The 26,896-nt window shown below is 70.7% G+C and carries 27 protein-coding genes and 1 pseudogene; 5 read left to right on the top strand and 23 right to left on the bottom strand.

Translation table 11 applies throughout. The features are described 5' to 3' along the window. Positions 1-5 precede the first annotated feature (5 nt). Positions 6-137, top strand: coding sequence for a hypothetical protein (locus ABT354_RS16955; protein ID WP_351494325.1), 132 nt, complete (start codon positions 6-8; stop codon positions 135-137). A gap of 513 nt (positions 138-650) precedes the next feature. On the opposite strand, the gene ABT354_RS16950 is transcribed toward ABT354_RS16955, so the two are convergent. The 10 genes from ABT354_RS16950 to ABT354_RS16905 form a co-directional block, all read right to left on the bottom strand. Beyond that, positions 651-1,118 (bottom strand): peptidase inhibitor family I36 protein, encoded by a 468-nt coding sequence (locus tag ABT354_RS16950; RefSeq protein WP_351494323.1) that lies wholly within the window; start codon positions 1,116-1,118, stop codon positions 651-653. Positions 1,119-1,363: 245 nt separating this feature from the next. After that, the gene (locus ABT354_RS16945) at positions 1,364-1,849 is read right to left on the bottom strand and encodes a hypothetical protein (RefSeq protein ID WP_351494321.1); all 486 of its coding nucleotides are present in this window, start codon (positions 1,847-1,849) and stop codon (positions 1,364-1,366) included. Between the two features lie 71 nt (positions 1,850-1,920). Then, positions 1,921-3,627: a mobilization protein gene (locus ABT354_RS16940; protein ID WP_351494319.1), complete on the bottom strand. Its 1,707-nt coding sequence runs from the start codon at positions 3,625-3,627 to the stop codon at positions 1,921-1,923. Between the two features lie 5 nt (positions 3,628-3,632). Further along, complete coding sequence (locus ABT354_RS16935; RefSeq protein ID WP_351494317.1) at positions 3,633-4,085, bottom strand: plasmid mobilization protein; 453 nt, start codon at positions 4,083-4,085, stop codon at positions 3,633-3,635. A gap of 173 nt (positions 4,086-4,258) precedes the next feature. Continuing rightward, the gene (locus tag ABT354_RS16930) at positions 4,259-4,483 is read right to left on the bottom strand and encodes a hypothetical protein (protein ID WP_351494315.1); all 225 of its coding nucleotides are present in this window, start codon (positions 4,481-4,483) and stop codon (positions 4,259-4,261) included. 117 nt (positions 4,484-4,600) lie between these two features. Further along, positions 4,601-5,593, bottom strand: a complete 993-nt coding sequence (locus tag ABT354_RS16925) for a DUF2637 domain-containing protein (RefSeq protein ID WP_351494313.1) — start codon at positions 5,591-5,593, stop codon at positions 4,601-4,603. Further along, positions 5,590-6,144 carry a WhiB family transcriptional regulator gene (locus tag ABT354_RS16920; protein WP_351494311.1) on the bottom strand — a complete coding sequence of 185 codons (555 nt, stop codon included), beginning with the start codon at positions 6,142-6,144 and terminating at the stop codon, positions 5,590-5,592. Before ABT354_RS16920 ends, ABT354_RS16925 begins: the two co-directional genes overlap by 4 nt. Before the next feature lie 95 nt (positions 6,145-6,239). Next, the gene (locus tag ABT354_RS16915) at positions 6,240-6,953 is read right to left on the bottom strand and encodes an ATP-binding protein (RefSeq protein ID WP_351494309.1); all 714 of its coding nucleotides are present in this window, start codon (positions 6,951-6,953) and stop codon (positions 6,240-6,242) included. Beyond that, the gene (locus tag ABT354_RS16910) at positions 6,953-7,927 is read right to left on the bottom strand and encodes a hypothetical protein (protein ID WP_351494307.1); all 975 of its coding nucleotides are present in this window, start codon (positions 7,925-7,927) and stop codon (positions 6,953-6,955) included. Before ABT354_RS16910 ends, ABT354_RS16915 begins: the two co-directional genes overlap by 1 nt. Positions 7,928-7,929: 2 nt before the next feature. Next, on the bottom strand, positions 7,930-8,262 hold the full coding sequence (locus tag ABT354_RS16905) for a hypothetical protein (protein WP_351494305.1): 333 nt from the start codon (positions 8,260-8,262) through the stop codon (positions 7,930-7,932). A gap of 1,081 nt (positions 8,263-9,343) precedes the next feature. Here ABT354_RS16905 and ABT354_RS16900 point away from each other — a divergent pair. Further along, positions 9,344-10,678: a helix-turn-helix transcriptional regulator gene (locus tag ABT354_RS16900; protein ID WP_351494303.1), complete on the top strand. Its 1,335-nt coding sequence runs from the start codon at positions 9,344-9,346 to the stop codon at positions 10,676-10,678. Between the two features lie 89 nt (positions 10,679-10,767). Here the strand turns inward: ABT354_RS16900 and ABT354_RS16895 are convergent, their stop codons facing one another. The 12 genes from ABT354_RS16895 to ABT354_RS16840 all read right to left on the bottom strand — a co-directional run bounded on the left by ABT354_RS16895 (position 10,768) and on the right by ABT354_RS16840 (position 23,747). Continuing rightward, positions 10,768-11,862 carry a hypothetical protein gene (locus ABT354_RS16895; RefSeq protein ID WP_351494301.1) on the bottom strand — a complete coding sequence of 365 codons (1,095 nt, stop codon included), beginning with the start codon at positions 11,860-11,862 and terminating at the stop codon, positions 10,768-10,770. Positions 11,863-11,866: 4 nt separating this feature from the next. After that, complete coding sequence (fxlM, locus tag ABT354_RS16890; RefSeq protein ID WP_351494299.1) at positions 11,867-13,918, bottom strand: methyltransferase, FxLD system; 2,052 nt, start codon at positions 13,916-13,918, stop codon at positions 11,867-11,869. Positions 13,919-13,948: 30 nt separating this feature from the next. Next, complete coding sequence (locus ABT354_RS16885; RefSeq protein ID WP_351494297.1) at positions 13,949-15,022, bottom strand: lanthionine synthetase LanC family protein; 1,074 nt, start codon at positions 15,020-15,022, stop codon at positions 13,949-13,951. Beyond that, the gene (locus ABT354_RS16880) at positions 15,019-17,055 is read right to left on the bottom strand and encodes a lantibiotic dehydratase family protein (RefSeq protein ID WP_351494295.1); all 2,037 of its coding nucleotides are present in this window, start codon (positions 17,053-17,055) and stop codon (positions 15,019-15,021) included. The genes ABT354_RS16885 and ABT354_RS16880 overlap by 4 nt, the downstream gene beginning before the upstream one ends. Before the next feature lie 75 nt (positions 17,056-17,130). After that, positions 17,131-17,319, bottom strand: coding sequence for an FxLD family lanthipeptide (locus ABT354_RS16875; RefSeq protein ID WP_351494293.1), 189 nt, complete (start codon positions 17,317-17,319; stop codon positions 17,131-17,133). A 119-nt stretch (positions 17,320-17,438) separates the two neighbouring features. Next, complete coding sequence (locus ABT354_RS16870) at positions 17,439-17,900, bottom strand: NUDIX hydrolase (protein WP_351494291.1); 462 nt, start codon at positions 17,898-17,900, stop codon at positions 17,439-17,441. Next, positions 17,897-18,757 (bottom strand): endonuclease/exonuclease/phosphatase family protein, encoded by an 861-nt coding sequence (locus ABT354_RS16865; RefSeq protein ID WP_351494289.1) that lies wholly within the window; start codon positions 18,755-18,757, stop codon positions 17,897-17,899. The genes ABT354_RS16870 and ABT354_RS16865 overlap by 4 nt, the downstream gene beginning before the upstream one ends. Continuing rightward, entirely contained in the window at positions 18,754-20,877 is a 2,124-nt protein-coding gene (locus ABT354_RS16860) for a DEAD/DEAH box helicase (RefSeq protein WP_351494287.1), read from the bottom strand. Before ABT354_RS16860 ends, ABT354_RS16865 begins: the two co-directional genes overlap by 4 nt. Further along, entirely contained in the window at positions 20,874-21,761 is an 888-nt protein-coding gene (locus tag ABT354_RS16855; protein ID WP_351494285.1) for a Scr1 family TA system antitoxin-like transcriptional regulator, read from the bottom strand. Before ABT354_RS16855 ends, ABT354_RS16860 begins: the two co-directional genes overlap by 4 nt. Beyond that, positions 21,758-22,684: an endonuclease/exonuclease/phosphatase family protein gene (locus tag ABT354_RS16850; protein ID WP_351494283.1), complete on the bottom strand. Its 927-nt coding sequence runs from the start codon at positions 22,682-22,684 to the stop codon at positions 21,758-21,760. Before ABT354_RS16850 ends, ABT354_RS16855 begins: the two co-directional genes overlap by 4 nt. Before the next feature lie 270 nt (positions 22,685-22,954). Then, positions 22,955-23,092 carry a hypothetical protein gene (locus ABT354_RS16845; RefSeq protein WP_351494281.1) on the bottom strand — a complete coding sequence of 46 codons (138 nt, stop codon included), beginning with the start codon at positions 23,090-23,092 and terminating at the stop codon, positions 22,955-22,957. Positions 23,093-23,330: 238 nt separating this feature from the next. Continuing rightward, entirely contained in the window at positions 23,331-23,747 is a 417-nt protein-coding gene (locus tag ABT354_RS16840; protein ID WP_351494279.1) for a hypothetical protein, read from the bottom strand. Between the two features lie 247 nt (positions 23,748-23,994). On the opposite strand from ABT354_RS16840, the gene ABT354_RS16835 reads away from it, so the two are divergent. Both ABT354_RS16835 and ABT354_RS16830 read left to right on the top strand, forming a co-directional pair. Further along, positions 23,995-25,365 carry an NsdA family TPR-like regulatory protein gene (locus ABT354_RS16835; protein WP_351494277.1) on the top strand — a complete coding sequence of 457 codons (1,371 nt, stop codon included), beginning with the start codon at positions 23,995-23,997 and terminating at the stop codon, positions 25,363-25,365. Further along, entirely contained in the window at positions 25,362-26,201 is an 840-nt protein-coding gene (locus ABT354_RS16830; RefSeq protein WP_351494275.1) for a DUF1932 domain-containing protein, read from the top strand. The genes ABT354_RS16835 and ABT354_RS16830 overlap by 4 nt, the downstream gene beginning before the upstream one ends. A 13-nt stretch (positions 26,202-26,214) precedes the next feature. Here the strand turns inward: ABT354_RS16830 and ABT354_RS16825 are convergent, their stop codons facing one another. Continuing rightward, positions 26,215-26,367, bottom strand: a complete 153-nt coding sequence (locus ABT354_RS16825; RefSeq protein WP_351494273.1) for a hypothetical protein — start codon at positions 26,365-26,367, stop codon at positions 26,215-26,217. Here ABT354_RS16825 and ABT354_RS16820 point away from each other — a divergent pair. Next, positions 26,330-26,548, top strand: a pseudogene (locus ABT354_RS16820) (hypothetical protein); the annotation flags it as partial. The gene ABT354_RS16825 and the pseudogene ABT354_RS16820 overlap by 38 nt on opposite strands. Between the last annotated feature and the right edge of the window lie 348 nt (positions 26,549-26,896).

Below are 26,896 nucleotides of genomic sequence, written 5' to 3'. Positions count from 1 at the left end.
ACAGCATGGACGTCACTCTCGCCACCTGGCCGAACCTCCACGGGGACTGGAGCACCACCGTCCACCCGACCGTCTACGAAGCCCTCGCCCTCCACGCGGCGCTCCGCGTCGCCACAAAGGCCCTCGCCCCCGTCTGACCCACCGATGCACCGACCCGCGATGGGGCCGCCCGGATCTCCGGGCGGCCCCGTTGTCGTGCCCGCTCACCGCGTCGTAGGTGTCCGGCCCCGTCTCCGTTGCGGAGGGAGAGGAGACCGGGCATGTCTGTGGGGTCCGGCTCAGTGGCGGTTTCCGGTACTCCGCCTGGAAGGTGGGCACGTCATCCGTTCATCGACGTGTGTGCTGAGCCCACCGCGAGCGTGTGACGCGGGGTCTGGTGCCGCCGCGTACGGAACCGGCGAAGCCTCCGGTGCCGGCCGGATACATAGGCGTACCGGGCCGGACAGCGGGGGCTTCGCCGGGCCGTGCCCCTCGGTGGAGAGCGGTTGCACGGCCGGTCGGTGAGGCGGGACGCCGGGGCCGCGGGACGGGGTCGCGGGCTCTTCGAGACCGCCTCACCGGTCCCCGTACCGGGACAGCCGGGGCGGGGATGGTGTCCGGGGCCTCACGGAGCGGGCCCGGACGGATCCGTCAGAGGGACGCCCGGACGGTCACAGGGTCCAGTTCCAGGCGTAGATGCGGTTCGGGTTGACATCGCCGTACGCGTAGCCGGGGCTGAGGACCCCGATCTGCCACACGCCGATGCAGGAACCGCCCCGGTACAGGGCCATGTTCCCGTTGGTCCGGTTGTAGGCGCTGCGGGGCGCGGAGAACCCCTGCGGAACCGCGCCCTGGCACTGCAGACCGTTGGACGGCTTGGCCAGGGCCCAGCCGTTCCCGGAGAAGTTCGCGCCCTCCCAGAAGCACATCGCGCCGTCCGGGCACTGCTCCGGCCCCCGGGCCCCAGGCGGAAGGGCGACGGCACCGGCGGGCAGGACAGGCGCGGCGGCCTTGACCGGAGCGTCGCTCCCGGCCGGGGCGGACTGGGCCGGGGCGGCGGTCGCACCGAGGGCCAGCACGGCGGCGCCGACGGCGCTCGCGACGGCCATCACTGCCCTCGTCCTCGACGTACGGATCATGGCGTACTCCTTCACATTCCCCACACGGCGAACATGTCCGTGTTATGGCGAACGGCCCGCCTGACGAAGGGCCGCCCAGAGCACACCAGTCCCTGCGCCACGCCAGTAGTCCTCAATCGTGCTTATCACACTTTCGAGCGACAAAGTGCGCTTGTATGACTATGGCGGAAATGTATTCTGGCCAGGGAAAACAGCCTTCGGATCAAAGGCTGCCCCGACGGATGTCAATACTTCACATCCGGGAATCACTCCCGTGTGAGGGTTGATTGATCTCCGGCGTCCGCTGGTTCCCTGAGAGGTCGGGGCTCGTTGAGGTACATGCCGGTGAAGGCGCCGTCGTAGCCGGTGGCGCGGGCGGCGTCCTCCAAGCTCGGGTAGACCGGGCCGGTGGTGTTGCCGCCAGTCATGACCTCGAAGTCGGCGCGGCTGAGTTCGGGCTCATGCCACTGATGGGCACACCGGCAGCGGATGTCGATGCGGTTGCCGTCGCAGATGATCATCCAGTCGCGGCGGGCCGAGCAGTGGGGGCAGATGACGACGAGGCCCGTGATGAAGAGTTCCTCGGGGTGGTCAACGCTGCGGATACGGATACGGACGCCGTCGGGGCGGATCTCCTCCTGGAGGCGGCGGAGCGGGTCGTCGCCCGGGGCCGGCACCGGGACCAGGGAATCAGGTGTGGGGGCGGGCTGGGTGGTGGTTCTGGGCTGCTGGTGGGTGTCGTCGTGGATCACGATTCTCCTCCGGGGCTCGCTTCTTCGAGCCATAGCAGTAGGGCTGGTGGGAGTCCAGGGGTTTGTGCTGGTCAGCGGCGTGGCCGTCGCTGACCGGACGGGGTCGGGATGGTGTGGGCGGGGACCTCGGTGGGCTTCAGGGCCCGGGTGCGGGCCGGGCCGGGGGCCATGGCCGGCTTCGGCGCGGTCGGGAGGTTGGCGGTGTGGCGGATGCGCCAGATGAGGACGTCGTTGACGTTGTCGGCGGTGTCGAGTTCGCGCTGTTCGACCACGGTCTTGAGGAGGGCGCCGGGGTCGTGGCCGGCTGCCTGGGCCTGGTCGAGGGTGGCGATCAGGGCGTCCCAGCCGGTCTCCTGCCGGAGCCGGTCGGCGTACTCGGGGAGAGCGGCGGTCACCGTAGTGGTGTGCTGACGGCGTACGGGGTCGGACAGCCGTTGGGCGTGGTGCCGCATTGCCCTCAACGGCGGTGCGGCGGCACCCTGGTAGGCGGTTCGGAGGTGCTGGGCGGCTTGCCGTGCGGCGGCGGCTTGCTGGGCGTGGCCGTGGGCGGAGTGCCAACGGGCGGCGGCCAGCGTGACGAGGACGAGGGTCGAGAGCACCATGGCGGTGGTGCCGCCGTCCTCGCCCCGGCCGAGCGCGTCCCCGGCGCGGAGGACGCCCCGGGCCGCCGTGCGGAGGGCGCGGTGGTCGGCTCGGGCGGCGCGTTCGTGGGTGCGGGTGGCGCGTTCGAAAGCGCGGGCCGCCTGGGACAGCTCCCGGCGGGTGGTGGCCGGGGCCGTCTGGGCGAGGGCGTCCAGGAGTTCACCGGTGCCGACGAGGTGGGCGACCGCGGTGTCCTCGTCGTCCTGGTCGAGGACGGCAACAGCACGGACGGCCGGGGTGACGGCGTCCCGGCGGGCGGCGGCCGGGCGCGGCCGGGGCCCCTCTTCGGCGTCCAGGGCTCCGGCTTCCAGGCGCTGGCGGATCTTGGGGAGGGAGAGATCAGGGGCGAGTTTGGAGCCGGAGAACCAGACCGGTTCGCCCGCCCGGTTGCGGTCGCCGGGGAGGGCGACCTTGTAGCCGAGGGTGTCCCCGGAGGGGGCCAGGCGTTTCTCGACGCGGAGGCCGGCGGCGGTGAGCCGGGCGAAGAACTCGTCCTCCGTGGCGGCTCCGGCCAGGGACTGGCGGACGGCTTCGCGGAGGGTCTCGCGCGGCGGCTCGGCCCGCCCGGCGCGCTCCGCCTTGGAGCGCTCGGCGCTGGTGGGGCGCTGGGCGGCGGTGCGGTCGCCGGAGTTGAGGCGCTGGATGCCGAAGTCGGCTTCGATCCGGCGGCACTCGGCTTGGGCCCGGACGGCGTCCTGGTGGCGGCGGGGGCTGCGGCCGTCCTGGCGTTTGAGGGTGGCGACGATGTGGATGTGATCGGGCGCGTGGCGGACGGCGATCCACCGGCATGCCTGATCGTCACCGGCTTCGGCGATGCCGGTCGCGTGGACGATGCGGCGGGCGACCTCGCCCCACTCGGCGTCGTTCAGCAGCCGGTCGCCGGGGGCGGTGCGGACGGGACAGTGCCAGAGGTGCCGCTGGGGCCGTCGGCCGGCGGGGAGGGCGCGGACGGGGAGGTCGAGCCGGTCGGTCAACTGCTTGAGCGTGGCCGCCGGGTCCCGGCCCGGGTCGGGCGCGAGGCCGGGTTCCCAGGCGGCGACGATGTGGGGGTCGGTGTGTTCGTCGCGGCGGCCGGGGCCGTAGAGGTAGGCGAGCAGGCCGTAGGTACGGCTGCCGGTGGAGATGTCCGGAACCATGCCGGTCACCGCCGCCGGGCGATCTCGACCGCGGCGGCCTCGACCCGGACCGCCGCCTTGAGTACCCGCTCGACGGCGCGGTCGACGCCGTCGCTGTGACCGCCGGAGTTGAGGATCCTCGCCACCTGGTTGAGGTTGTTCCCGGCGCGGGCGAGCTGGGCGGCGGCGGTCATCAGCTCTGCGACCAGGGCCCTCTGGTCGGTCAGCCACGCGCGGGCGTCACTGTGGGTGCGGGCGAGTGCGACGGCGGCGTCGGCGAGGAACCCGGCCGTGGTCAGCCCGACCGACTGGGCGGCGTGTTGGACGGTGGCGAGTTCGTCGGCGGTGAGGCGGACGCTGCGGACGTGGTCGCGCTGGACGGTCTGGCGCAGGCGAGGACGCTGGCGATGCGCGGGCGGTTCGGCCCCTCCGTCTTCTGGCTGCGGTCCGCCCCCGGTCGCAGCCTCCCCTCCCGGCACCCCCTGGTGCCGGGAGGTTTCCCCCGCCCCCTCCGGGGTGGGGGCATGCGCGTCCGAAACTCCTCCGCAGCCATGGGCTACGGAGGAGTTTCGGACGCTACAGCTTGCTCGGCCTCGCGCCGGGCAGTCGCCTCCCTCCACCACAGTGGTGGGGTCGGCGGGTTCGGGTCGGGTCATCGGCGGGTCTCCGGGACGGCTCGCCGAAGGTCCCGGAGGACTTCGGCGGTGTAGTCGAGGGCGAGGGTCGGGTGGTGCAGGGTCCACGGCTGGCTGGTGGCCGTCCGGCGGACGGTCCAGCTCCCGTCCGGGCCGCGTTCGGCGTGGTGGAGGTGACCGTGGCGGTGGAGGGTGGTGATCCAGGCGTCGGCTTCGGCCGGGGTGACCGGGGTGGTGCGCACGAGGGCCTCCGGTACGAGCAGGAGCGGGTGGGCTCGGGGTTTCGGTGTCCGGGTGTCCCGGGGTGGGGGTGACTGGGCCGGTCAGTGTCCGGCCCGGCCACCCCGTGGAGCGGTCGGTCATCCGGTCGCGGTGACCGGCACCGGTCGCGTCTCGGCGCGGAGCTGGGTGACCAGGGCGGTCAGCCGGTCGTTGGCCAGCGGGATGCCCTGCCCCCGGATGGCGTCCGCGACGATCTGGCGGGTGACCTTGTCCGCCCGGGTGACCGCCTCGCGGGCGATCGGGAGGAGTTCGTCCTCGCCCTCCGGGCCGGTCAGCCCGGTCGGTGCGCTGTCCGGGGCCGGTCTTCTGACCGGTTCCCCGGACAGCGCGGTCTCCTCGCGGCCAGTGTGCTCAGGCTCCGGCAGGCTGACCGGCTGTCCGGTCCGGACCTCCAGGGTGTCCCCGTCCGTGGTGACCGGACCGGAGGGCGCGGTAAGTCGGGTCACCGTGGCTGTCGGTCGGTCGGTGTCCGGCGGGTCGGTCAGTTCCGGACGGTCCCCGCCGGTCCGACCGGTCAGTCCCAGCCGCTCATTCTCCGGCTGGTCGGTCAGTCCCGGGCGGTGGGTGGTGATGCGGTCGGTGCGGACGGTCGGGGTGTCCGGCTGTCCCGACTGTCCGGGCTGGTCGGTGGGTTCCGTGCGGCGGGCGATGAGGATGTAGAGGTGGACGGCTCCGGCGAGGGCGAGCGGGGCGACTGTGGACAGGACGCCGACGGTGAGGTCGCCGAGCTTCAGCCCGGTCCCCGATGGGCCCTGCTGGTTGAGGCGGACGGCGTGGAGGGCGTTGGCCCAGATGCTGACCGCCGAGGCAGTGCCGAACAGGGTCCAGGTGTAGAGGCGGGCGGTGAACGGGGCGGTGCGCAGGACGAGGAGTCCGCGGACGCCGTAGGCGATGAACCCGTCGATGATCAGCGGGAAGAGGTAGGTGAGGGCGCCCCGGATGTGGATGGAGGCAGCCATCTGCTGGAGGGCGTCGTAGGAGAGGGCGCAGGCGGCGGAGCCGAGGGCGACGACGGCGGCCTTGTCCCAGGCGGTGGTGGTGTGCGCCGCTATCGGCGCCGAGGTGGTCACGCGGCCGTCCCGAGGTCCGCACGGGCCGGGGTCTTCACCGGGGTCACCGTGACCGTGGGGGACCCGGTCTTCTGGGTGGTGTTGCGGTTGCGGATCTCGCGGGCGGCTCGGCGGTAGAGCTTCTGGGCATGCTCCTTGGTGATCTTGAGGAGGCGGGCGAGCTGGTCGGCCGGGATCCCGGCTTGGTGGGCGTTGCGGGCGACCGCGCGGCGCTCGGCGCGGCTGAGGTGGACGTCGCGGCCGGCGAGGGTGTCGTTGATCCGGGCGTAGTCGAGGCGCTCGGGCAGTTTGCTGTGGAGGGCGTCGCGTTCCTCCTCGGTGAGTCCGCCCCGGACGCCGTCGCGGTCGCCGTTCTCCAGTGCGCTGTCCAGGCAGGTTCGGCGGACCGGGCACTGAGCACAGATGCTCTTGGCGGCGGTGATGCGGTCGATCTCGTCGGGCTCGGGGAAGAACAGCTCGGGGTCGGTGCCGTGGCTGGTGCTGCAGGCCGCCTGGTCCTGCCAGGTGTGGTCGCCGAGAGTGCGCGGCTCGTTAGCGGTGGCGCTGTGCATGCGTGGTCTCCAGAGGATCCCGGGGCAGGGCTGTGCTCGTCCGGGGTCGGTGAAGGCGGACCCGTGGTCGGCAGGGTCCGGTGGGGTCGGCAGGATCAGGCGGCGACGGGGTGGCGTCGCCCGGCGATGTGGATGCGTCTGCGGTCGGGGCCATCGAGGATGACCTTGTCGGCCATCTCCGCGAGGCGGGAGGCGACGCGGTCGCCGATGTGGGCGCGAAGGTCGCCCATGCCGAGGTTGGTGGTGACCAGGGTCGGGAGCATCTCGTTATAGCGGCGGTTCATCAGCCGCATCGTGACCTCCTCGGTCCACTCGGAGTGCTTTGCCGCCCCGAGGTCATCGATGATCAGCAGCGGGCAGCGGGCCAGATCGGCGAGTTCACGCTCACCGTCGTGCCCGGGGCGGGGGCGGAGGTCGGCGTAGAGGTCGGCGGCGGTGACCGCCTTCCATCGCAGCCGGACCCCGGCGGAGATGAGGCTGCGGACGGCACCGTACGCCTGATGGGTCTTGCCCGTGCCGGTGGTTCCGGCGATTAGGAGCGACCGGCCCTGCGCGATCCCCGGCGCACCGCCCGGCCCCGGGCGTCCGGCGGCGGCGATCTCGCGCACCCAGGCGGCGACCGCCGGGTGGTCCGCCGTGGCACCCCGGTAGCGGGCGGGGATACGGGACTCGGCGGCAAGCAGGGCCGGAACCGGCTCCGCCTCGGCCGGGTGCGGGGCGGTGGGGTCGATGCCCCGGGTGGTGAGGATGTGGGCGAGGCGGCGGGCGAGGCCCCCGACGGGCTGGGGCTGAGCCTGGTGGTGGCGCATCACAGCTCCTCGGCGTAGGCGGCGGCAGGGTCGGCGGGGTTCGCCCAGGCCCGGCGTGCGGGCACGGTAGCCGGGAAGCCCGGCCGGTCCAAGCCGCCCCCGGCATTCATGGCCTCGTGGACCAGACTCGGCAGGGTGCTCGGGTGCAGGGCTTTGACCCGGTGGCGGGCGAGCCCGGCGCGGACGTGGTCGGGGTCGATGCCCTCGGCCAGCAGCTTGGCGGTCTCCCGCCCGAGGTGGTCGAGCACCTTGCTCGGCGGTGTGTGGGTGCAGGCGCCGGCGTACTCGTTGATGAGCTGCTTCGCCGGGGGAGCCTGGGGTGCGGGGGCGCTTGCGCCCCACACAGTAGTTCCTAGATCCCTGTTCCTAGGTCCTAGATCCGGACCATGAGCCCTCACTGAGGGCTCACTGAGTCCTCCATGAGTGCTCAGTGAGGGCTCACTGAGTGCCGCTTGACCTGCGGTTTTGCCATGTGCGGCGGATTGCTTGAGGACTCCGTGAGGGCTCACTGAGCCCTCAGTGAGCCCTCCGTGAGTCCTCACCGCATCCTCCGTGAGGGCTCCGTGAGCCCTCACGGCCGGCTCCGGCACGACCGTGGTCGCGGCCGGTACGGCGGAGGCTTCGTGGTGGGGGCAGGGCGGGGTCCGGACCCCGGAGGGCCGGTTGATCCGCTGATGCTTGCGCCAGGTCACGATGTGCGCGTACCGGCGGTTCTCGCCGTCCTCGTGGACCGTGTAGCGGCAGACGAGGTTGTGGGCGGCGAGCTGGGTGAGGTCGTCCTCGACCCCGAGGGGGCCGTGGCCGGGGCGGTAGGACCAGAGGGCTCCCGCGAGGACGGCGGGCTGGTCGCGGAAGCGCCCGTGGTCGTCGGCCTCGGTCAGAAGGCCGAGGAAGGTCCGTTCGGCGGAGAGGGAGACCGCGGCGAGGGACTCGGAGCGGAACGCCTCGGGCTTGATGGTGCGTATGCGCGGCATCGTCAGCGGCCCCCGCCCGTGGCGGCGTATGCCTTCGCGGCGGGCCGGAGGGTGCCGGTGGTGAGGTCGAGGTCGTGGGCCTCGGCCCAGTCGACGGCGGGGTGGGCGCGGATGATCCAGCGGGCGGCGGTCAGCCCCTTCGCCCGGGTGACCGCGAGGAGGCGGCCGTGGGCGTCGTAGGCGCGCAGGTGGGGGCTGGGCCACTTCTGGGCGGGGTCGCACTGGGAGACGCGGGCGGTAGTGGCTCCGGGGATCATCGCGGCGATGGCGCGGGCGAGCCGGAGGCCCCGGTCGGGGGCCGGGGCGGTGGCCCTTCCGTTCTGGTGCGCGGACATGCAAGAATTCCCTACTTGTAGGTGGAGCGGGGCGGCCTTTCTCGTCGAAAAGGTCGGCCGACCCGCTTCGGTTATGTGCACCCTTCGGGGTGTCGGTGCGGCGCTCGGGAGCGGCTAACTCCCGGGCGCCGTTTCCGTTTCCCCGGCTTGTGGCGGTGGGTCGTTCACCTCATCCCCCCTTCTTCTCGCTTGTTCCCCGGCCGTCGTCGCCGGGACCAACAACATATGCACACACCGTCCAACACTCCAGCGCACTCAGGGGGTTGGGGGACATCGACGCCAACACGACATCTACGTCTGGAGGATGCGACCAAACAGGTCATCCGCTCAGGCTGCCCACGCCTTCCGGGAAGCCTCGTTCGCCGCAATGTACGGGACCGGTCCGGATTCCCCCCTGCGGTGGGGTGTCAGCGGAAGGGTTCCAGCGGCGGCCCGGTACGCGGGCAGGCGGCGGGCCGGGCTGTGGCCAGCACCGGAACGTCCGGACAGGGGGCCGGCGGTCGCGCCCAGGGAACGACGCCACGCCTCATTTACTTCACCCTCCCGGTCCGCTGACTGCCCCGCCGATCACCGGGCCCTTTGGTTTTAAACCGGGCGCCATCCTCCCGTCAACGCCCTATGAAACCGGCGGAATCACCCGTGCCTGCAAGTTATAAGAGTCATTCCGGAACCCGCCGGTAACATCAATTCCCTTGCCCGTTGGCAGGTTTACCCGCGTAGCGTTCCGAGGCACTTCAGGGTCGAGCAATTCGGCGGAGCCGCCGCCGGGTGGGTGTGCACAGAAAAATGGGCGTGCCAAAAATCTGGGCACGCCCTCGAATAAGTCATACGAGTGTCCGGTACGACCCGCAATCAACAAGATCGCCACCCGGCCACCGGGAGTAGTGGTTCAATGTCGAACAAAGCAGGAAGTGGGGGCGTCAGTCAATCCCCGGGGTGATCAATTCATGATCGCTTTGCGCATCCTTTACTCTGGTTACTGACACGTAGGGCGGGGGCACCACAAGTGCTCCCGCCCTTTTTCGTGCGCCCGGACATCCCCGGGCACCGGAAATGCCCCCACACCCCCTGGAGGAACCCCATGGTCGACGGCGCCTTCGCGCCCCGCACGGACACCGGCTCCGAGCCGCTGTCCCCCGGACAGCTCCTCGGGCACCCCGGTCTGCTGCGTGCCTGGCGGGCCGTCGCCGGGGAGAAGCTCGGGCTGGGCGGGCCTCTGCCACAGGTGGATGTCGCCACGGCCATCGGGCGGAGCCGGGGCTGGTACCAGAACCTGGAGAACGGCGCCCGGCCCAAAATCGACAAGACGGTCCTGGACGCGCTGGCGAAGACCCTGCTGCTGGGCCGGGACGAGCACCAGGCCCTCGTGCTGGCGCTCATGGACGGTGCCCTCACCACCATCCCGGACTCGTTCGGCGACGAGACCGTACGGCGCGACCTCCAGATGATGCTCGACCAGCAGCTCCCCAACCCGGCATACCTGACCGACCGGGTGTGGAACATCATCGGCTACAACGCCGCCATGGCCGCCCTGTGGCCCTGGGTGACCAGGCCCGGTGCGAACCTGATCCGCTGGGCCATGCTGAGCGACGAGGCCCGCTTCCAGTACGTCGACTGGCAGCACCACGCCACCGAGTACGTCAAACTGCTGCGCTTCGCCAGCGCCCAGTACCCGCACGACGCCGAGCTGTCGAAGCTGATCACCGACGTCAAGGCCGACCCGATATGCGGCCGGTTCTGGGACACCGACATCGCCGCCGTCTCCGAGTCCCGCGACGGCCACCTGTTCAAGATGGTCCTGCCCTCCATGGGCCACCAGCCCATCGAGGTCATCAGCCATGTCCTCTTCCCGGCCTCCCTGCCCGGCGCCCGCACCGTGATCATCACCTGGGCCGGAACCGACGAGGACGCCACCCCGACCACCACGGCGACCGGGCAGCCGACCGACCGCACCCCCGAACGCCCCTCCATGCCCTGGCCCGGCCTGCCCTTCGCCACCGAGCGCACCGCGAGCCCCCGCCTCACCGCCACCCCGGCCGAGGCCGTCGAGCTGGCCGGCCCTCACGCCGTCCCCCTGCCCCGGCTCGGCGCCCTGCTCGGCGGGGACGGCTGCCACCTCGTCCTGGACCCGGACGCCGGAGGCGTGATCCGCTCGACCCGCCACGCGGACGGGGAGTGGGACCTCTCCGAGACCTCCGTCGCCGATCTCCTGGACGAGCTTCCCGCCGAGGCTCCGGCCGGGGACACGCTGGCCGAGTACAAGCTCCTCCTGAGGGCCGCTCTCCCCAGTGACCCTCTCGAAGCGTCTCGTGCTTGCGAGACCCGACTCCGAGAAGCACGGATCCGCGCGGAGGCACTGGCCGAGGTCCAAGACGAGCTGGCTCGGTCCTGGAGAACACTGGTGCCGCTGGTGTAATCGGCTGGCACGGCGCCGTGGGACCGTGTTGAGTGTCGGCGGACGTTCTGCCCTGGCCGTGTGCCCTACGGGATGACGTCGCGCGGAGCTTAGAGGAGCCTCGCGAGCGCCGTTTCGGCCATCTCCACAGCCTCGTTTACGGCGTGCAGGTGATGGGTGGACAGGGCCCCGCCCGCGAGTCCCGCTTCGGTGATGACCGCGCCGAGCCGCTGCTGTTGTGCTTCGGTCAGGCGTCGGCGGGCCGCTGGGTGGTGCAGGGTCTCGCGGGCGGCGTACGCGTCGAGGGCGGCCGTGATGGCGAGGGCTTCAGTCACCAGGCTGACGTGCTCGTCCGTCCCGTCGTGGGGCAGGTCGAGCGCGGTCAGCCCGGCCCGGGTCTGGAACACGGCGTACGAGGGATCAGGGACGGCGAGCAGTGCCGCCGTTTCGCGGAGTAGACGGTCCAGGTCCGGGACGGGCTGCGAGGAGGCCGAGAGGCAGTGTGCGCGCAGGAGTGCGGCAACGGTGGTCTCCCACGGCTCGGTGGGCGCGGTCGCGTCGATCATGTCGAGGGCGTGTTGATCGAGGCCGCGTTCCATGAGCGCCATGATCGTGATCTGGCGTCCGTCGAGGAGGCGCTTGCCAACGCCGCGGTACGCGTTCATGGCGTCGGCGGCTTCGGTCCAGCGGCCGATCCGCGCGAGAGCGCGGGCACCGTCGATCAGTACGGTCGTCCACAGCTCTTCACACACCTTGCGGTGGTCGGCGTCGGTGCTGATGAGCGCCGAGAGATCGACCGTGTGGCCGTGGATCTCGGTTGTTCCGCGCTTCTGGGCAGCGCGGTAGAGGCAAGTGAGGACGTGGTAGGCGGCTTCGCCGTCCCCTTCGCGGGTCAGGAGACGGGAGATGTTGACGAGGGGCATCAGCGACATCACGGCGATGCCACCCGTCAGGTTGCCGGCCTTGGCAAAGGTCCGGTGCTGCCGCCAGCACAGTTCGGCGGCGAGGTCGGGCATCCCGACGTCGGAGGCGATGAGCGCGGCGTAGTTGAGGACCCCGCTGGCGCGGGCCACCAGGTCGTGGTGGCCCGCGCCGGCGGGCGCGACGGTCAGCCCGGTGAGGTGGGCGATGCGCTCTTCCAGCGGGAGCGCCGGCGCCTTGAGGCGGCGGACCAGGGGGATGCGGCCGGCTATCGCGGGAATCACTGGGTCAGCCCTTGCGGGGCCAGTCGACGACGAGACGGCTGAAGGTCTTGTCGATGACGAAGCGCGTGTCGGCGGCCGTGAGCTGACTGCGGGCATCGCCGACGGCCATGCGGAAGGTGGGCTCGGGGGCGGTGTTGCCCCAGCCCTCGTCCCAGTTGCGGATCTCGCCCGCGAGGTGGTCGGCGAGTTCGGCGGCGTGGGAGCCGTGGCCGATGACGCCGATCTCCCAGAACCGGCCCTTCTCGTCCTCGCCTTCGCGGATGGTCAGGTAGGCGAGGGAGTCGCCGTCGAGGGCGGCCATGGAGCCCCAGGCGAAGTGCGGGGTGAAGCCGGGGCGCTGGCCGGGCAGTCGGGAGAGGCCGTTGGGCAGCACGAAGGCGAGGTAGAGGTACATCCACTCGAAGGGGTCGCCCTGGCGGAGCTTCACCCCGGTGTAGACCTTGGACTGCTTCTGGTCGAGCACGGTGCGGATCGCGTCGCGGTCCACCTCCTGCTCGCTGAAGGTCTCCAGATGGACGGTGCCCTCCCCTTGCATGCGTACGCGGGTGTAGATGTCGTCGCAGACGCCCTTGCGCAGCGGGATGAAGGTCGCCATCTCGCAGGAGACGGTCTTCCAGGTGTCGCCGTCGCGCTCGAAGGCGAAGCTGCGGGAGATGCTGCCTCGGATGCGCATCGGCAGGACCAGCCGGCCGCCGGGGGCGAGCTGATCGAGGAGCTTCACCGGGACGTCGCCCGCGCCCACGGTGAACTGGATTCGATCGAAGGGGGCGTGCTCGGGAAGACCGGCGGCGCCGTCACCCAGCACGGCGGTCACGTTGTCGGCCCCCACCTGGGCCAGGTTCTTCTGCGCGCCCTCGACCAGGTCCGGGTCCACGTCCACGGTCCACACGTGTCCGCCCGGGGCGACGAGCTTGCCCAGCAGACCGGCGTTGTACCCGGTGGCGGCCCCGGCCTCCAGGACCGTGTGGCCGGGCTGTGCGCCGAGCTGTTCGAGCTGGGTGGCGACGATCGAGGGCGCCGAGATGCAGGAGATCATCTCTCCGTCCTCGTCGTGCTTGATCGGGACCGCGTCCTCCTTGTACGCCGACTCCAGGTCGACGCCGGGGAGGAACTCGTGTCGGTCGGTGGTGCGGAAGGCATCGATGACGGCGGGGGTGTGCAAGTGACCGCTGGCGACGAGGCGGTCCGCGAGAGCCTCGCGGGGGGCGGCGGAAGAGGAATCGAGTGTCACGGTGGTCTCCATTCGAGCGAGGGTAGGTCCGGGGTGCGGGGCTCGGTGGGCGGACACGTCGGGTGTCTCTCCTTCGGAGAAGGCGACGTGGCGGCCCAGCCACGCGGTGGCTGCCTGTTCGGCGGCAGGCACTCCGGCACGGTTGAACGCGAAGATCGCGTGATGAGCGAGGACGGCGCGCAGCCCGCGTATCAGGTGGCCGTCGGCGGCGAGGCGGCGCAGACGGAGGCCGCCGTCGGCGAAGGCTTCGACGCGGCTGGCCCAGTCCGGTTCGGGGTTCGGGCGCCGGGCGGCGTCGGCGTTCAAGAGGCGCCGCATGGCCTTGACCGCCATATCGAGTGCCGGGCCGGTGGGCGAGGTGACGGGCGGGCGGAGGGCGGCGAGTCTGGCCCAGACGTCTCCGGCTTCGAAGGGGTCAAGACCGGCCGAGCGGATCATGGTGGCCAACAGCAGCACACTGCGCTCTCGTCCGCCGGGCTCCCCGGTCTCCGCCAGGGCGGCCCGGCTGTCGGCACAGAACACGTCGTGCGCGACATCCATGGCCTCGGGCCCGCCGAAGGCTTCGGTCTCCGGCTCGTAGACCCCGGGCACCCAGCCGCTGACAACCTGGTCGGCGACGAGTCGGTCCAGCAGTTCGGCCGCCGGGTGCTCGGTGCGCAACCGCAGCCCGCCGTCCTTGCGGAGGAAGTGGAAGCGCCCGCCGGATAACGCGATCGACAGGGCTCGGGCGGCTTCGGGGCTCACCGCGCCGCCGGGTAATGCCACGGTGGCGTGCCACCAGTCTGTTTCGCGGATGATCGGGAGGTTCTCGTCGTTGAGGCCCATGAGGGGTTCCTTGTTGGTAGGCCGTACGGGTCATGTGATCAGCAGGGCGCCGGTCCAGCCGGTGGAGTCCGTGCCATCCAGGGCGAGTTGTGCGCCGGTTCGGCCCTCCATGAACCCCGGTTTGGTGAGCCTGTGCAGATCACCGGCCAGCCGCATGTTGAGGTCGGTGATCAGCGGCGTGAAGCGGCCCGGGGCAGGGCTGTCGGCGGCGACCGCTCGGACGAGGGTCACCAGGCCGGCCCAGCCGTGGCACAGCGTGGCGTCGATGATCCGGGCCAGGTGCACCGGGCTGCTCAGCGTGCGCACGACGGTGTCCTCCGCCGCCTGCCGCCGGACCGGGTCGCCCAGGGCGAGGGCGGCGAGCTGCTGGGCGCGGGCGAGCCCGGGCAGTCCGTAGCACCAGGACGGGCGAGCTGGCTCCGGCGCGGGCGGCTCGTCCGCGTCCATCTGGGCGCGGGTGGTCCAGTAGCTACCGCCGTACGCGTCGAGCCAGTCGGCGAAGACCTTGATGGCGTCGAGCTGGCCCGGCACATGGGCATCGGCCCGGTGGGCGAGAGAGAGCACGGCCAAGGGCCCGGCGATGCCGTGCGCGACGCCGTTGTTGCCGTGTCCGCCGCTCATCTCCTTGCCGTCAGGTCCCTCTGCGGACCACCATCCTGGCAGTTCCCGACCACCGATGTGGGCGGGTCGGGACAAGGAGACGAGATAGATCAGCACGTCCTTGAGCCGGGCGGACACCGAGTCCCTGACCAGCAGCAACGCGCCCAGTCCGACCAGGCCGCGAATGAGGTCGAACTCCGCGAGGTGGGGCAGCGCGCCGGATTCCCGCCGCCGGCGGGCGGCGGCGAGCCGGGCGTCCACCACCCGATCGACGGCGTCGCGGACATCGCCGCCCGCGCGACCGGCGCGGCCGAGAACGAACTCCAGCGCCGGGGCGCCGTGGAACAGCGACGCGTTGCCCCCGGCGCTCACACCACCCTCGATCGCCCGTGCGAGTTCACGCCGAGCGGCGGGCAGGTCGCCGCGCTCGATGTGCAGCAGCGCCACCCCAAGGGCGCCCTCGGAGAGGTCCTGAGTCCCAGGTGGGACCGGAGTGGCCGTCATGAGCGGACCTTGAGGGGGATGACGAGATTATGGGCCCGGCCGCCGATCCAGCCGTCCGCGTCGGGCGGCGGGGCCTCGTGCAGGGACGCGACGCCGATCGGGCTAGCGTCCAAATGGGCGCGGAGCAGGTCCAGATCCATGGGCCGGCGCAGGTCGAGCTGAAGGTGCTGGTCGTCCTCGGCCAGCAGCACACGGTCCGGCACCCGGAACCGAACCATCCAGGCACGGAGTCGCTCCGCCCACTCAGCCGTCGTCGTGGTTCGGCCGGGGAGGTCGCGGGCGCGCGCCTTCCACCGTGCGGCCACCAGGATCGACCGGCGGTGCGTGAGGGCCGGAGTGAAGGGCAGAGTCCAGGCCGCGCCCCAGTCGAACCAGGTGACCTGCGGGGCTCCGGCCCGGCTGATCTCGGCGAGGAATCGGGCCAGGGGCGGGGTGTAGTTGTTCCACAGGAAATTCAGGGCGGTCGGTGCGAGGGTCTCCAGGTGTCGGCCGGTGGCCGTCTCCGCCAGGTAGAGGCGGCCGTTCCGCACGCCGACCATGAGGTCAGCCGGGAACAGTACGCCGTCGCCGGGGTGTCGGAACTCGCCGACGCTGATCATTCTGGGCAGCACGCGAGGGGCGCGGGTGAGCAGGTCGGCCGACACTCGACCGGCGTGGAAGGAGAGCTGAACCAACTCCGCACCGGGTTCGACCGTGGGCAGCTTGGCGTACGTCGCGCCTGTCTCCGGAAACAGGTGCCAGAACCGGCCCGTCATCGAACCAGCCGAGCGGGAGACCGTGGACACCCGAAGGCGGAAGTCCCCGCGCGTCAGAGCCTGTTCCGAGCGGGCTTGGAGAGCAGCACCGAGTTCGAGGTGGGGCGCGGTGATGGCAGGAATGCCCGCAGCGGCTTCCAGTTCCTCGATCATCGCACCGGACAGGGCGACCGAACGGGTGCCCTCGACTGCCGCTGTGCCGGCCAGCCCCAGCAGCAGCCGGTCGCGGAGGGTCATGGGACGGGGTGGCTCGGAGACGCTGCCGAATCCGTCGGGGAAGCCCAACCCCTCCTCGGGGTTCGTCGCCAGCTCCACCGGTACCTCGGCGGCTTCGCCATAACGCTCGATGAACCGCTCGGTCCAGCGGTGCCAAACAGAGATGCCGTTCGGATGCGTGGCGAGACGCGCCAGAACGGTCGCAGCGGTCTCCGCCTCCGTCAACACCGAGTGGGGCAGCCTCACCGCAGCGTCCAGCCGCAGATCCGGAGCCGCCGAGGTGCCACAGGCCCGCTCCCGCAGGGCGGGCGGCAGGACGTCGGAGGGGTCCGTTACCGTCGCGGGCGCACGCAGCGCCGACCGTAAAAGCCGTACCCGGAGGAGTTCCCCGATCAGCTTGGTCCGGTCACGTTCGGACGTATCCGGGAATTCGGCCGAGAGCTTGTCCGCCAGGGCCGCGCTCCGGATCGGGGCGCGCGCCGCGTCGAGGACGAGGACCAGGGCAGGGGTCAGAGCGAGGGAGAACTCGGAGGCCCCCTCGGACGGTACGAAGACCCGTCCACCACGCCGCTGGGCGAGAGTGTTGACGCACACCTCGATGTCGGCCATCCGCTCGCCGTCCGCCTCCCAGCCACTGATCGCCGTGTCGAGCACGGCCGGGTCCGGCCGGTCAGCCGCCTGGTGCTGGTCGCCGATGCGTACCTCAGCCGTATCGCCGAACCCGATCAGCGCGACGCCGGCGAACAGGCCGTACGGGGTGGGGCGGTGTGCGTAGCGGATCGCGTACCGGGCCAGTGCCAGAGCTGCCCTCCGCACTCGCCGCGCCTTCGGATTCCGGCCCGCGAGGATGGACTCCGTCCGGCGGGCGAGGCCGGGGCTGGCGCTCGACACCGCCAGCCGGAAGGTGTCATCGGCCCACACGGCGGCGAGCCATGAACGCCAGTACTCAAGGGGTGCCGTCGGTCCCGGCCACGGCGGCGTCTCCGGCTCGGTGAGGTTCACCGCTGCCCGCAGCATGGCTCCCCCGGCGTCCTGGTACCGGTTGAGTCGTACGCGCGTCATCACCACACTCCGTTCTGGGTGGGGCGGGGGCCGGACGGACCGCTCCGTCCGGCCCCCGCTGTTGAGCCGGTTTGGCTACGAGGTGACGCAGGCACTCGGGCAGGACGAGCCGCAGGTGTCGCCCGTGGTGCACGTCAGGACGGTCTCGGTCGCGGGTGTGCCCTCGATGAAGCTGATGTCGAGACCGAACGGGTCGGCTTCATCGACAGCGCCGACGATCTGCTGGTCTTCGGCCACAGGCTTCTCGGTGTCGTTCGCGGTCATGCGTGACTCCTTGGGTAGTAGCGGATCGTCCAGGGGTGCGGGCCTGGTCTGGCCCTCTGCGACGCTAGCCAGGTCGCCGCCCCCTTTGCGGCAGAGCGGGACAGCGGGTGGAATTCGGCTCAAACAGCACGGTCAACCCTTCCTCCGTAACCTCCCGGTGCGGGCCGGGTGGCGGTGGTGTCGAGGTACCGCTGAACAGGCAGGTAGAGCCCACCGGGGATGTAGTGGAGAACGTCGCGGAGCGGCACCCAGGTGATGTCCGCGACCTCGTCCGGCGCGGCACGGTGGGCGGTGCCGGACAAGATGGAACAGGCGAAGTAGACGATGTGGACGCCGGTTTCCGGGTGGATTCGTTCTCGCAACCGTTCTGTGCCGGCGACGACGAGACCGGTCTCCTCCTTCACCTCCCGTACGACGGCGTCCTTGGGCGACTCGCCCCGCTCGACCTTCCCTGCCGGGAACTGCCAGATGAGTGCGCCTTCAGGCACCCGCCGTCTGACGAGGAGCAGGCATCCGTCCCGGAGGATCACGCCAGCCGCGACCGTGGGCATCGCCTCGTCGCCGGGCGCTGGCTTTGTCATGTGCTCACCTCGAAGTCGAGCACGACGGGGAGATGGTCCGATACCGAGCGTGCTTCCGGTGTGTCGTGCGTGCGGTACGAGTTGGGGGTGAGTCCGCGGACGAGGATGTGGTCGAGGCGGAGCGGGACCTGTTCGTTCTCCCACCAGTAGCCGACGGTGGCGTCCCGGGGTTCTTTGGTGGTGGTCTGGGGGTCGGTCCATCCGGCGTTCTGGAGGATCTGGATGGCACGGCGGTCCATGCCGCCGAACGAGCCGTTCTCGTGGACGAGCCGATAGCGGGCGTGGAGGTTGCGGGGTATCCGGGCCCAGTCGCCAGGGTCGAGGTCGAAGGTGCCGGAGCAGTTGAGGTCGCCGAGGAGGAGGGCCCGGCTGGGGGTGCCGGGGAAGTCGTCGCCGTAGTCGGTGAGCCAGCGGGCTTCGCGCAGGCGGGTGTCTCCGTCGGTGTGGGCGAGGTGGGTGGCGAAGACGAAGAGGTCGCTGGTGTCGTCGTCGGCGCCGACGGGGCGGAGCCGGGCGCGGATGAGGGTGTGGTGGAAGACCTGGTCGCCGAGGCGGCGGCGTCCGACCAGGTGGAAGGTGTCGGGCCGGTAGAGGAGGGCGGTGAAGTTGCGGCCGTCGCCGACGTTCGACCGTTCCATGGCGACCGGGACCATGCCGAGGGCGCTCGCGAGGTCGAGCAGCCGACGCTGATCTTGTTCGTCCCAGCTGGTGCACTCCTGGAGGACGAGGATGTCCGGACGGAGACGGGCAAGGATCTCGGTCTGCCGGGCGAGGCGCTTCTCCGAGCCGTCCGGGGCGAGGCCGCCGCAGAAGACGTTCCAGGTGACTGCGCGGGCGCGGGTGGAGGTCGCGTTCACAGGCCGTACTCCGGGGAGCGGCCGGGGAGGGGTACGCCGAGGTCGAGGAGTTCCCGGACGCGGTCGGGCGTGAGCGTGCCCTTGCGGGCCTCGACTCTCCGGTTGCTGGCCCAGTTGCCCAGTTTCTCCCCGCCGGGGGCGATGTAGCTCTGGGGGATGTTGGCGTGGCCGTGACGGTTCCGGAAGTCCCGGACGAGCTGGACGTTCTTCTGGTAGCGGTACTTGATGGCGTCCCAGATGAAGCCGATGCTGTTGAGGTAGGCCACCGTTTCGGGGCTGCCGCAAATGCCCTCGCCCTGGCGGTAGCGCTGGACGTACCACCCCAGGTTCCGGGGTCCGGGCGCTGCGTCGGGGGTCTTGTAGTCGATGGGCACGTCGAGGTCGCCGTGCACCTTCTTGTAGTGGTGCAGGCCCTCGAAGAAGACGGCCTGGTCGTGGTCGCGCAGGTTCCACACCATGCCGAGCGCGGCGAGCTGGTCCTGCCGTTCTTGCTTCAGCTCGCCGATGGCGCGGCTCCGGCGGATCCGGTCGGCACGGATCCCGAGGAGGTATCCGTCGTCGGTGACGTGGTTGTAGCGGATGACCAGGTGCCCGTGCTGCTCGCGGAAGGCGGTGCAGGCCCGGATGAACTCCTCCCAGGGATCGGTGATGCCCAGGGCGCGGACGGTGATGGCCTTGGTGAACCGGTCGGTCAGCGGGACGCCGGTCAGGCGGATCCAGTCGGGCAGTTCGTACCCTCCGCCGGGCTCGCCGCCGGAGCCGGGGCCGTACATGTTCAGCCTGGCGGCGAAGCCGTCGTCGTGGGCGGCCAGCGCCCGGATAATCTGCCACAGCGGCCCGAACGCGGAGGTGTTGAGCGCGGCCTCGGGGTCCTGTCCGGGGCTGAGGTGGACGGGGACGAAGATGGACGCGGTCTTCTGCCCGCCCGCGTGTCCGCCGAGGCGGAGGGCCCTGCCCACCGCCTGGACGGTGTCGATGGGCGAGTTGCGGGGGTCGATGAAGGCGATACCGTCCGCAGCTGGGGCGTCCACGCCTTCGCCGAGGACCCTGCTGTTGGCGACGGCGCCGAAGGAGCCGTCCGTACCGCGGAGTCGGTCCAGCACCCGGCGGCGCTGGTCGAGTGGCTGGCCACCGTGGACGTAGTCCGCCCACACGGTGGCCGGCCGGACTTCGGGAGGGAGGAGCCCGGCGGTCTGCGGGAGGGTGGTGGCGAACCAGCGGGCCGCGCTCACCCGGTTGTGGAAGGTGATCATCCTGCGCAGGCCGTGTTCCCTGGCGGCCCGCAGCAGGGCGACCTGGGTGGCAAGCATCTGAGGGGCGAGCGCGGAGGCGCCCAGATGGTAGAAGTCCGGATGCTGCTGGGCCGCGAGGGTGATCTTGCGGACCTGGTCGTCGGTGATGACGGGCACGACGGCCTGGTAGTCGGCGAGCAGACCCTTCCTGATCGCCTCGCCGAACGGGAGCCGGAAGACCGTCGGGCCGAAGACCTTCTCGTCGTCCATGCTGATGAGGTCGGTGTCGGAGGTCTCGATCCTCGGCGTCGCGGTGAGGTTCAGCCGGCGGCGGGCGGCGATCCGTCCACCGTCGTGGACGGCCGCCCACATCTTGTCGGCCGCGCCGGCGGTGCGGTGGGCCTCGTCCGCGATGAGCAGGCCGATCGACGGCATCCCGGCGTCCTGCGCCGCCGTGATCACGGCCAGGCTCTGATAGGTGCACACGATCGTCACCCGGCCACCGGCGTCGTGAACGAGGCGGGCGAGGTGGTTGCCGTCGGCCGTCACGATGGCCCGCTGGGCATCCAGGTCACCCTGGTAACAGCGGGCGACCGCCGTGTCCGAACACACCGCGATCACCTTGCCGAGTCCCTGGTCGCCAAGAACCTGGCGCCATTCCCGGACGGTCTGGGTGAGCAGTTCGAGCAGTGGCGCGGCGATCAGCACGATCCCGCCGTCCGGCACCGTCTCCAGCGCGACGGCGGCACCGACCCTCGTCTTGCCCGTACCGCACGCCATCACCGCGGTGACGCGCTCCTCCATCCGGAGCGCGCGGGTGATGGCGGCCACGGCGTCCTGCTGGTGCGGCCAGAGCGCAGCCCGACCTGGCACGGTACTCGCGGTCACTGGTTCGCCTCCCTCGCGCAAGCCGCCCGGGTCCGGCGGATCAGGTCAAGGCTGGTGTCCCTGGGGAGGGCCGCAGCGAGCGCGGAGTCGATGACGTACTGGAGCCGGGCGGCCGGACGGCCGGTGGAGTAGATCGTCGCGGTGGCCTCCTCGACGTGCAGACAGCGCCGGTTCGGCAGCTCCAGCACGGTGAGGGTGCCGTGAGGCGGGACGACCCCGGCGTGGAGCGGAACGATCCGCACACTGGTGCGGGTGTTCTCCGCCAGGTGGAGCAGGTGGTCGAGTTGCTCCGTCATCACCGCGGGGTCGGACCTCCGCAACAGGACGGGCTCTTCCAGCAGAAGGAGCACCTCCTTGTCGTGGTCGGCGGGCACGGCGCGGGCGGCGATGGTGTCCGGTGGCGGTACGTGCCCGACAGGAGTGCTCGTCCACCAGTGCGTCGCGTACCCCTCGGTCTGCACCAGGTGGGGGATGTTCCAGGCGGAGAAGGCGGTGATCCGGTCCGCCTCGAACTCGCACGCGGCCACCCGCTCGAACCAACCGGGCGCGACATCGGCCGCATAGTCCCCGCCGACGTGGGCCAGGCCCCACAGCGCTCGTACGGCCTCGTCGGTGCCCGGGACCCCGTACGCGGTCAGCAGCCGCTGGAGAGTATCGGCCGAGGCAACGGTCTGGCCGGCCTCCAGCCGGGCCGTCGCCGCAGTCGTCCATCCCAGAAGGCGGGCCACGTCCCGCAGGAGCAGGCCGCGCCGACGGCGTTGGGCCCGCAGGTAGGTGCCCGCCATCTGGGCGCCGGCCGAGGGGACCATCAGCACGTTCCCGGTCCACCGGGCGTCGTCTGCGGGCCGCAGGACTGTGCCCTCGCTGGACAGCGCGAGCTTCACCGGGCACCCCCCGCCGGAGCCAGCTCCACCGGGGCGAGCGGTTCGAAGGACCGGGCGAGTGCTTCCACCGCCTTGCTGTAAGAGAGGACCGCGACGACGGCATGGTGGTCGCTGACCCCGGACATGTCCACGGTGAACACTTCCAGGACCGCCCGCACCAGCCAGGGATCAAGGTAGAGCCGGTCGATCCGCCGGGGCCCGCCCTGTCCCTTCGCTGACGGGGCGTGCCCGGCCGTCGCGTCGAGCGCGCGCGGCTGGTCGAGGTGGTGGGCGGCGTACCGGGCCGGGTCGTGGAGCCCCGCGCCGAGGAGGAGCTTGTCCACCGAGGTGCAGCTCACCCGGGACCCATCGGGACCCTCGGTGGTGCGGTGCATCATGTGGACACGGTCGGTGATGTCGGGGCTGGTCCAGTCGATCGGCGGGACGGACTCGCCGATGGGGATCGGGTACTCGTTGCAGTCTCCCGCTCCGACGAAGCCCCAGCCCTTCTTGGTCTTGTCCGCCACGGCGAGGATCTCCTCGGCTTCCCGGACCCGGCCGCTCGGGGTCGGGAAGCCGCAGTGCCAGGACATCAGCGTGATCGGATTTTCCGCGCCCTGGAGTTGGGTGACGATGTTCGTCGGCGGTGCCCGCCACGGATCCCGGTGCTCGTGGTGCTCCAGGACGTCGAGCACGTCCGGGCGGATGAACAGCGCCGTGGCGTTCCGGCTGGCCCTCGGTGCGCTGAGGAAGCCCCGCATCCCGAGCATGCGCTCTGCGGTGTGCAGTCGGCGCCGGCCGTGGAAGTGGCTGTAGGTCGCCTCCTGCCGGAACAGCACGTCGGGCTTGAACGGCGCGAAGACCGCTTCGTGGGCCTCGATCCACCTCGCCGGAGGGGCACCGTTCTCGTCCGGACCGCCGTCGTGCTCCAGATTCGCGGTCATGAGGGTTAAGGTCCGCTCGCCGAAACGCGGCAAACTCACAGGTACTCCTTGATCACTAACGAGGGAAGAGGGCCCCGGCTGCCGCGGGCTGACCTCCCTGCAGCCGGGGCCCGTTCGTGCCGCGTAAGCGGCACGAGGGAAGCGCGACCTTCGAGGCAGACGGCATCTGGCGGTGCGGATTCGCCGATGCCGGCCACGATGGAACAGCGCCTCCCGGAGGTCGCCCCGCTGCCCCGCAAGCGTGGGGGCCGGGCTGGCGGGGCGACCGGTCTACAGAAGATGCGCCGCGAACTGGCTGACCAGCCATCCGCAGAAGCCGGCGAAGAACAGGAACATGCCGACGATCTTCGCCAGGCCAAAGCCAGTGGCCTTGAGGGATTTGCGGTGCCCGGCGCGAAGCGCGCGCACTGGATGAAGGGCGGAGTGGACGGCTAGGGCCCGGCGGTTTCCGGTCCTTGCGTGTGACGGCTTACTCACAGCCGCCCCCTGTCCATCAGGACCAGTGCCGACGCCATGGGGCGGGGAATGAGGACCTCGTCCGGAAGGTGGTCCGGACCGAGCGGCGGCACCGGAGCGAGAGGAGTGCTCCGGTGCGAAGGGTTCACCTGAGTTTCAGCAGTTCCAGTACCGGGACACGGATCGGTGTTCAAAGCTGTTCACCCACCAAATCGAGGAGGTTGAGGACGGCCAGCGCCAGGCCCCGAGCGTCAGCCAAAGACGGTTGGGCACCCTCCGAATACGCACACGCCCTTGCTCGTTGTGCCCGGCGAACGGTGTCCGGCGGACAGCGCACTGCGAGTTCCGGTGCCTGAATTCGGAGCAGGATGTGGTCGAGCGCGGCGGCCAACCTCTGGACGGCTTCCGTCTCGGGTTCGGTCGTGGCGTGCTCCCCGACGAGGTCGTTGAGGTCGTCATAGACCTCGGTGACCGAGTAGAGGTCCAGCTGTAAGGCGGTTAACAGCCGGGCCAGTAAGTCCGGAGGCTCCTGGGGCCTGAAGCCGGCTGGTGGCATACGGCTCTGCGCAGAAGGAGTGGGGGGCAATGTCCGGCGAAACAGAATCACACTTCTCGCCCCCTTCGCCGTGGTCGAACCATCACGGGCACTCACCGCGACGGCGCTCGTACCGTCGGTAGGGGAGGAGCCTTTCGCCAGGAGCCGGACTTGGCGACTGTCCTGCCGGGACTTGTGCTGCCGTATCCGACCTTGATCGAGTCGTTCCAGGTCGCATTGGGGCTACGGGAAGTCGGCGGCTTCCTTCTGTGGAAAGCGAGCGCCTAGCGTGGGACCGAGCCGAGCAGGAGGGACCGCTATGGAGGGGTCGAGCCCGACCTTGTTCAGTCTGCTGATCCAGCAGAGAGGGTGGACGGACCCCCATGTCTTCGCGCGGCGGTACGCATCGGCGGCCCGCGAGCTGTCCGTGGCAGAGGGGCCGCCGAGCCTCGCCACCGCCCGTGTGGAAGTCCGGCAGTTCAACCGGTGGCTGCGGGGCGACCTCAAGGGCCAGCCCCGCCGCGAGTCCCGCAGGATCCTGGAGCATCTGTTCCGGCCCACACCGGTGGACGCCCTCTTCAGGCCGCCCGCCCTCCCACCTTCCGTCACGGCGGGTTCCGCCAGTAGCACAGGCGACGATGACACGGCAGGTATGGATCACGCCTTCACGGGTGAAGATATGGTCATGGCGGCAGCCGAGGAATCAGCGGACTTCGCGGCGCGCGTCGAGGGAACCAACGTCGGTCCGGCCACACTGGAGCAACTGGAAGCCGACATCCGGCGCATCGTCAGCACGTACCCGAATCGTCCGGTCCAGTCCCTCTTCGCCGAGGTACGCCGACTCCGTAACCGGACGTTCGAGCTACTGGAAGGGCACCAGCGCCCCGACCAAACAGTTGATCTCTATCTCGCCGCAGGAACGCTCTGCGGGGTACTGGCCAACGCGAGCTTCGATCTGGGCCGGTACGAAGCGGCCGAGACCCAGGCGAGAACCGCCTTCCTCTGCGGCGAGGCCGCCGGCCACAACGGCCTTCGGGCATGGGTGCGTGGCCTTCAGGCACTCATGGCCTACTGGGACGGGCGGCCGGAGACCGCCGTACGCCTCGCTGAGGCGGGTAGCCAGTACGTACCGGAGCACGGTACCGCCGCCATCCGGCTGGCGAGCATCAAGGCCCGTTCCCACGGCCAGCTCCAGCAGTCCTCCGAGGCCCTCGCCGCCCTTCTCGAAGCCGACCGGTTGCGGGACCAGGCCAGCGAGGACGTCCTCCCGGGAATGATGGCATTCCCGCTCGGGAAGCAGCTCTACTGTGCGAGCACCACCCGGCTCTGGCTGGGAGGCAGCGCGGGCCTCGACGATGCCGAGGCCATGGCGGAGCAGGCCGTGGCCGACTTCCGTTCCGCTCCCGACGGCCAGGTGAGACTGGGAGAACTGAGCCTCGCCAGAATGGATCTGGCGGTCGCCCGCATGGGGCGGGGCGACCTCGAAGGGGCCGCGATCGAGGTCCACGAGGTGATCCAGGTGAACGGGCAGCGCCGTATCGAGAGCGTTCGGAAGCGCCTGGGACAGTTCGGGCGACAGCTCTCGGCCCACCCCGGGGGACACTCACCCATGGGCATCGGGCTGCGGGAGGCTCTGATCTCCCACCAAGAACGACTCGCCCGCGAACTCCCGCCGGGAGGCCCTGTATGACCATCGTCACCCTGCTTCATCCTGGCTCGATGGGGGCCACCATCGGGGCGGCGGCCGTGCGCAATGGGCACCGAGTGCGGTGGGTGACGACCGGCCGCAGCCCGCGAACCCGGGCGCGGGCCGAGGCCGCCGGCCTCGAACCGTGTGACACGCTCGCCGAAGCGCTCTCCGGCACCGACATCGCCCTGTCCATCTGCCCAGCTCACGTTGCCGAGGACACGGCGATGTCGGTAGCCGAACAGAGGTACGAGGGCATCTTCGTGGAGTCGAACCCCATCACCCCGGATCTGGTACGCCGGATCAGCGACAGGATGCCTGCCAGGTGCTCAGTGCTCGACGGATCGATCTTCGGACCGGCGGCGGACTCCAGCAGAAGCGCCCGAATCTACTTGGCCGGCGACTCGGGCGCGGTGGCGTTGGTGGACGGCCTGTTCGGGGGAACCGCGGTTGAGGTCCGCACCGTCGGCTCCGATCTCGGTACCGCGTCGGCCCTCAAGTTGGCGTTCACCAGCTACCAGCGATCGGCCCGGGTTCTGGCCGCGATCTCACATGCCCTCGCGGCACGGCATGGCGTATCCGATCTTCTGGCCGAGGAGGCACAAGGCATGTCCTCCAACGTCCTCTCGGCCCCGGAGTACCTGCCGAGCGTCGCGGCCCGCGCGTGGCGCTGGGCACCCGAGATGGATCAGATCGCGGAAGCGCTGCGATCTGTGGGGTTGCCGGACGGCCTGGCTGAACTGACCGGTGAGATCTTTCACCACTGGGACACAGAAAGGGATCAGAACCCTTCCGTGGAACGCGTGCTGGCCCTCTTGGCAGGGAGCGAAGACGGTTGACCTGGCACCGGCCTCACGGCTCCAGCGTGACTCTCGGGAGCCGGTGGAGGTCGGTGGCGACGACCCGGTAGGCGTTGCCGAGGCGGAGCACCTTCAAGGGGTAGGCATCCTGCTTCGCCAGGGAGTAAACCCTCGGCCACAGCGACGCCCGCGTCACCCGGGACATCTACCAGTCCGTCTTGGACGACCTCGCTCACGCCGCCGCCGAGGCCGTCGTCCAGTTGATACCCAGGGCCCATCGGCAACTGCGCGCCATTCCGCCACCGCTCAGCAACCCTTTGGTTGCGGCGTCCACTGCTACAGGAAACCAGGGCCTGGGCAACGAGGCTGCCGCACGCTCGGCGTAACGTTCCCTCGCTTGTGTGGCCCCGGTCAGCGAACGTCCGGCCGGGGCCACAGCATGCTTCTCACCACCACGCGGCTGGCAGCTCCGGTTCCGGCGGGCCAACGGCCGGTCCTGGAGGGGATGTTTTGGGCCATTTCCCTCGGTCGCACTGCAGGACTTGAGTGAAGGCGTTGCGCCATGCGCGGGCTGCCGGACAAGTACGGCTGCCGTGGTGATTCCGCGCCCGCCAAGGAAACAGCAGATGTACGGCTCGGTGGTGGCCGGCACGGGCGCGGGCTTTGCGGTGACAGGCGGGCATCCGTCCCGCGGCAGGAATGAAGTATGCGCCACTCCGTAAGCGTTCGAAGAT

This window comes from Streptomyces sp. NPDC000594, assembly GCF_040299965.1.
Classification (GTDB): domain Bacteria; phylum Actinomycetota; class Actinomycetes; order Streptomycetales; family Streptomycetaceae; genus Streptomyces.
Note: the sequence above shows the minus strand (reverse complement) of the source record. Positions and strands in the feature narration are given on the sequence as shown.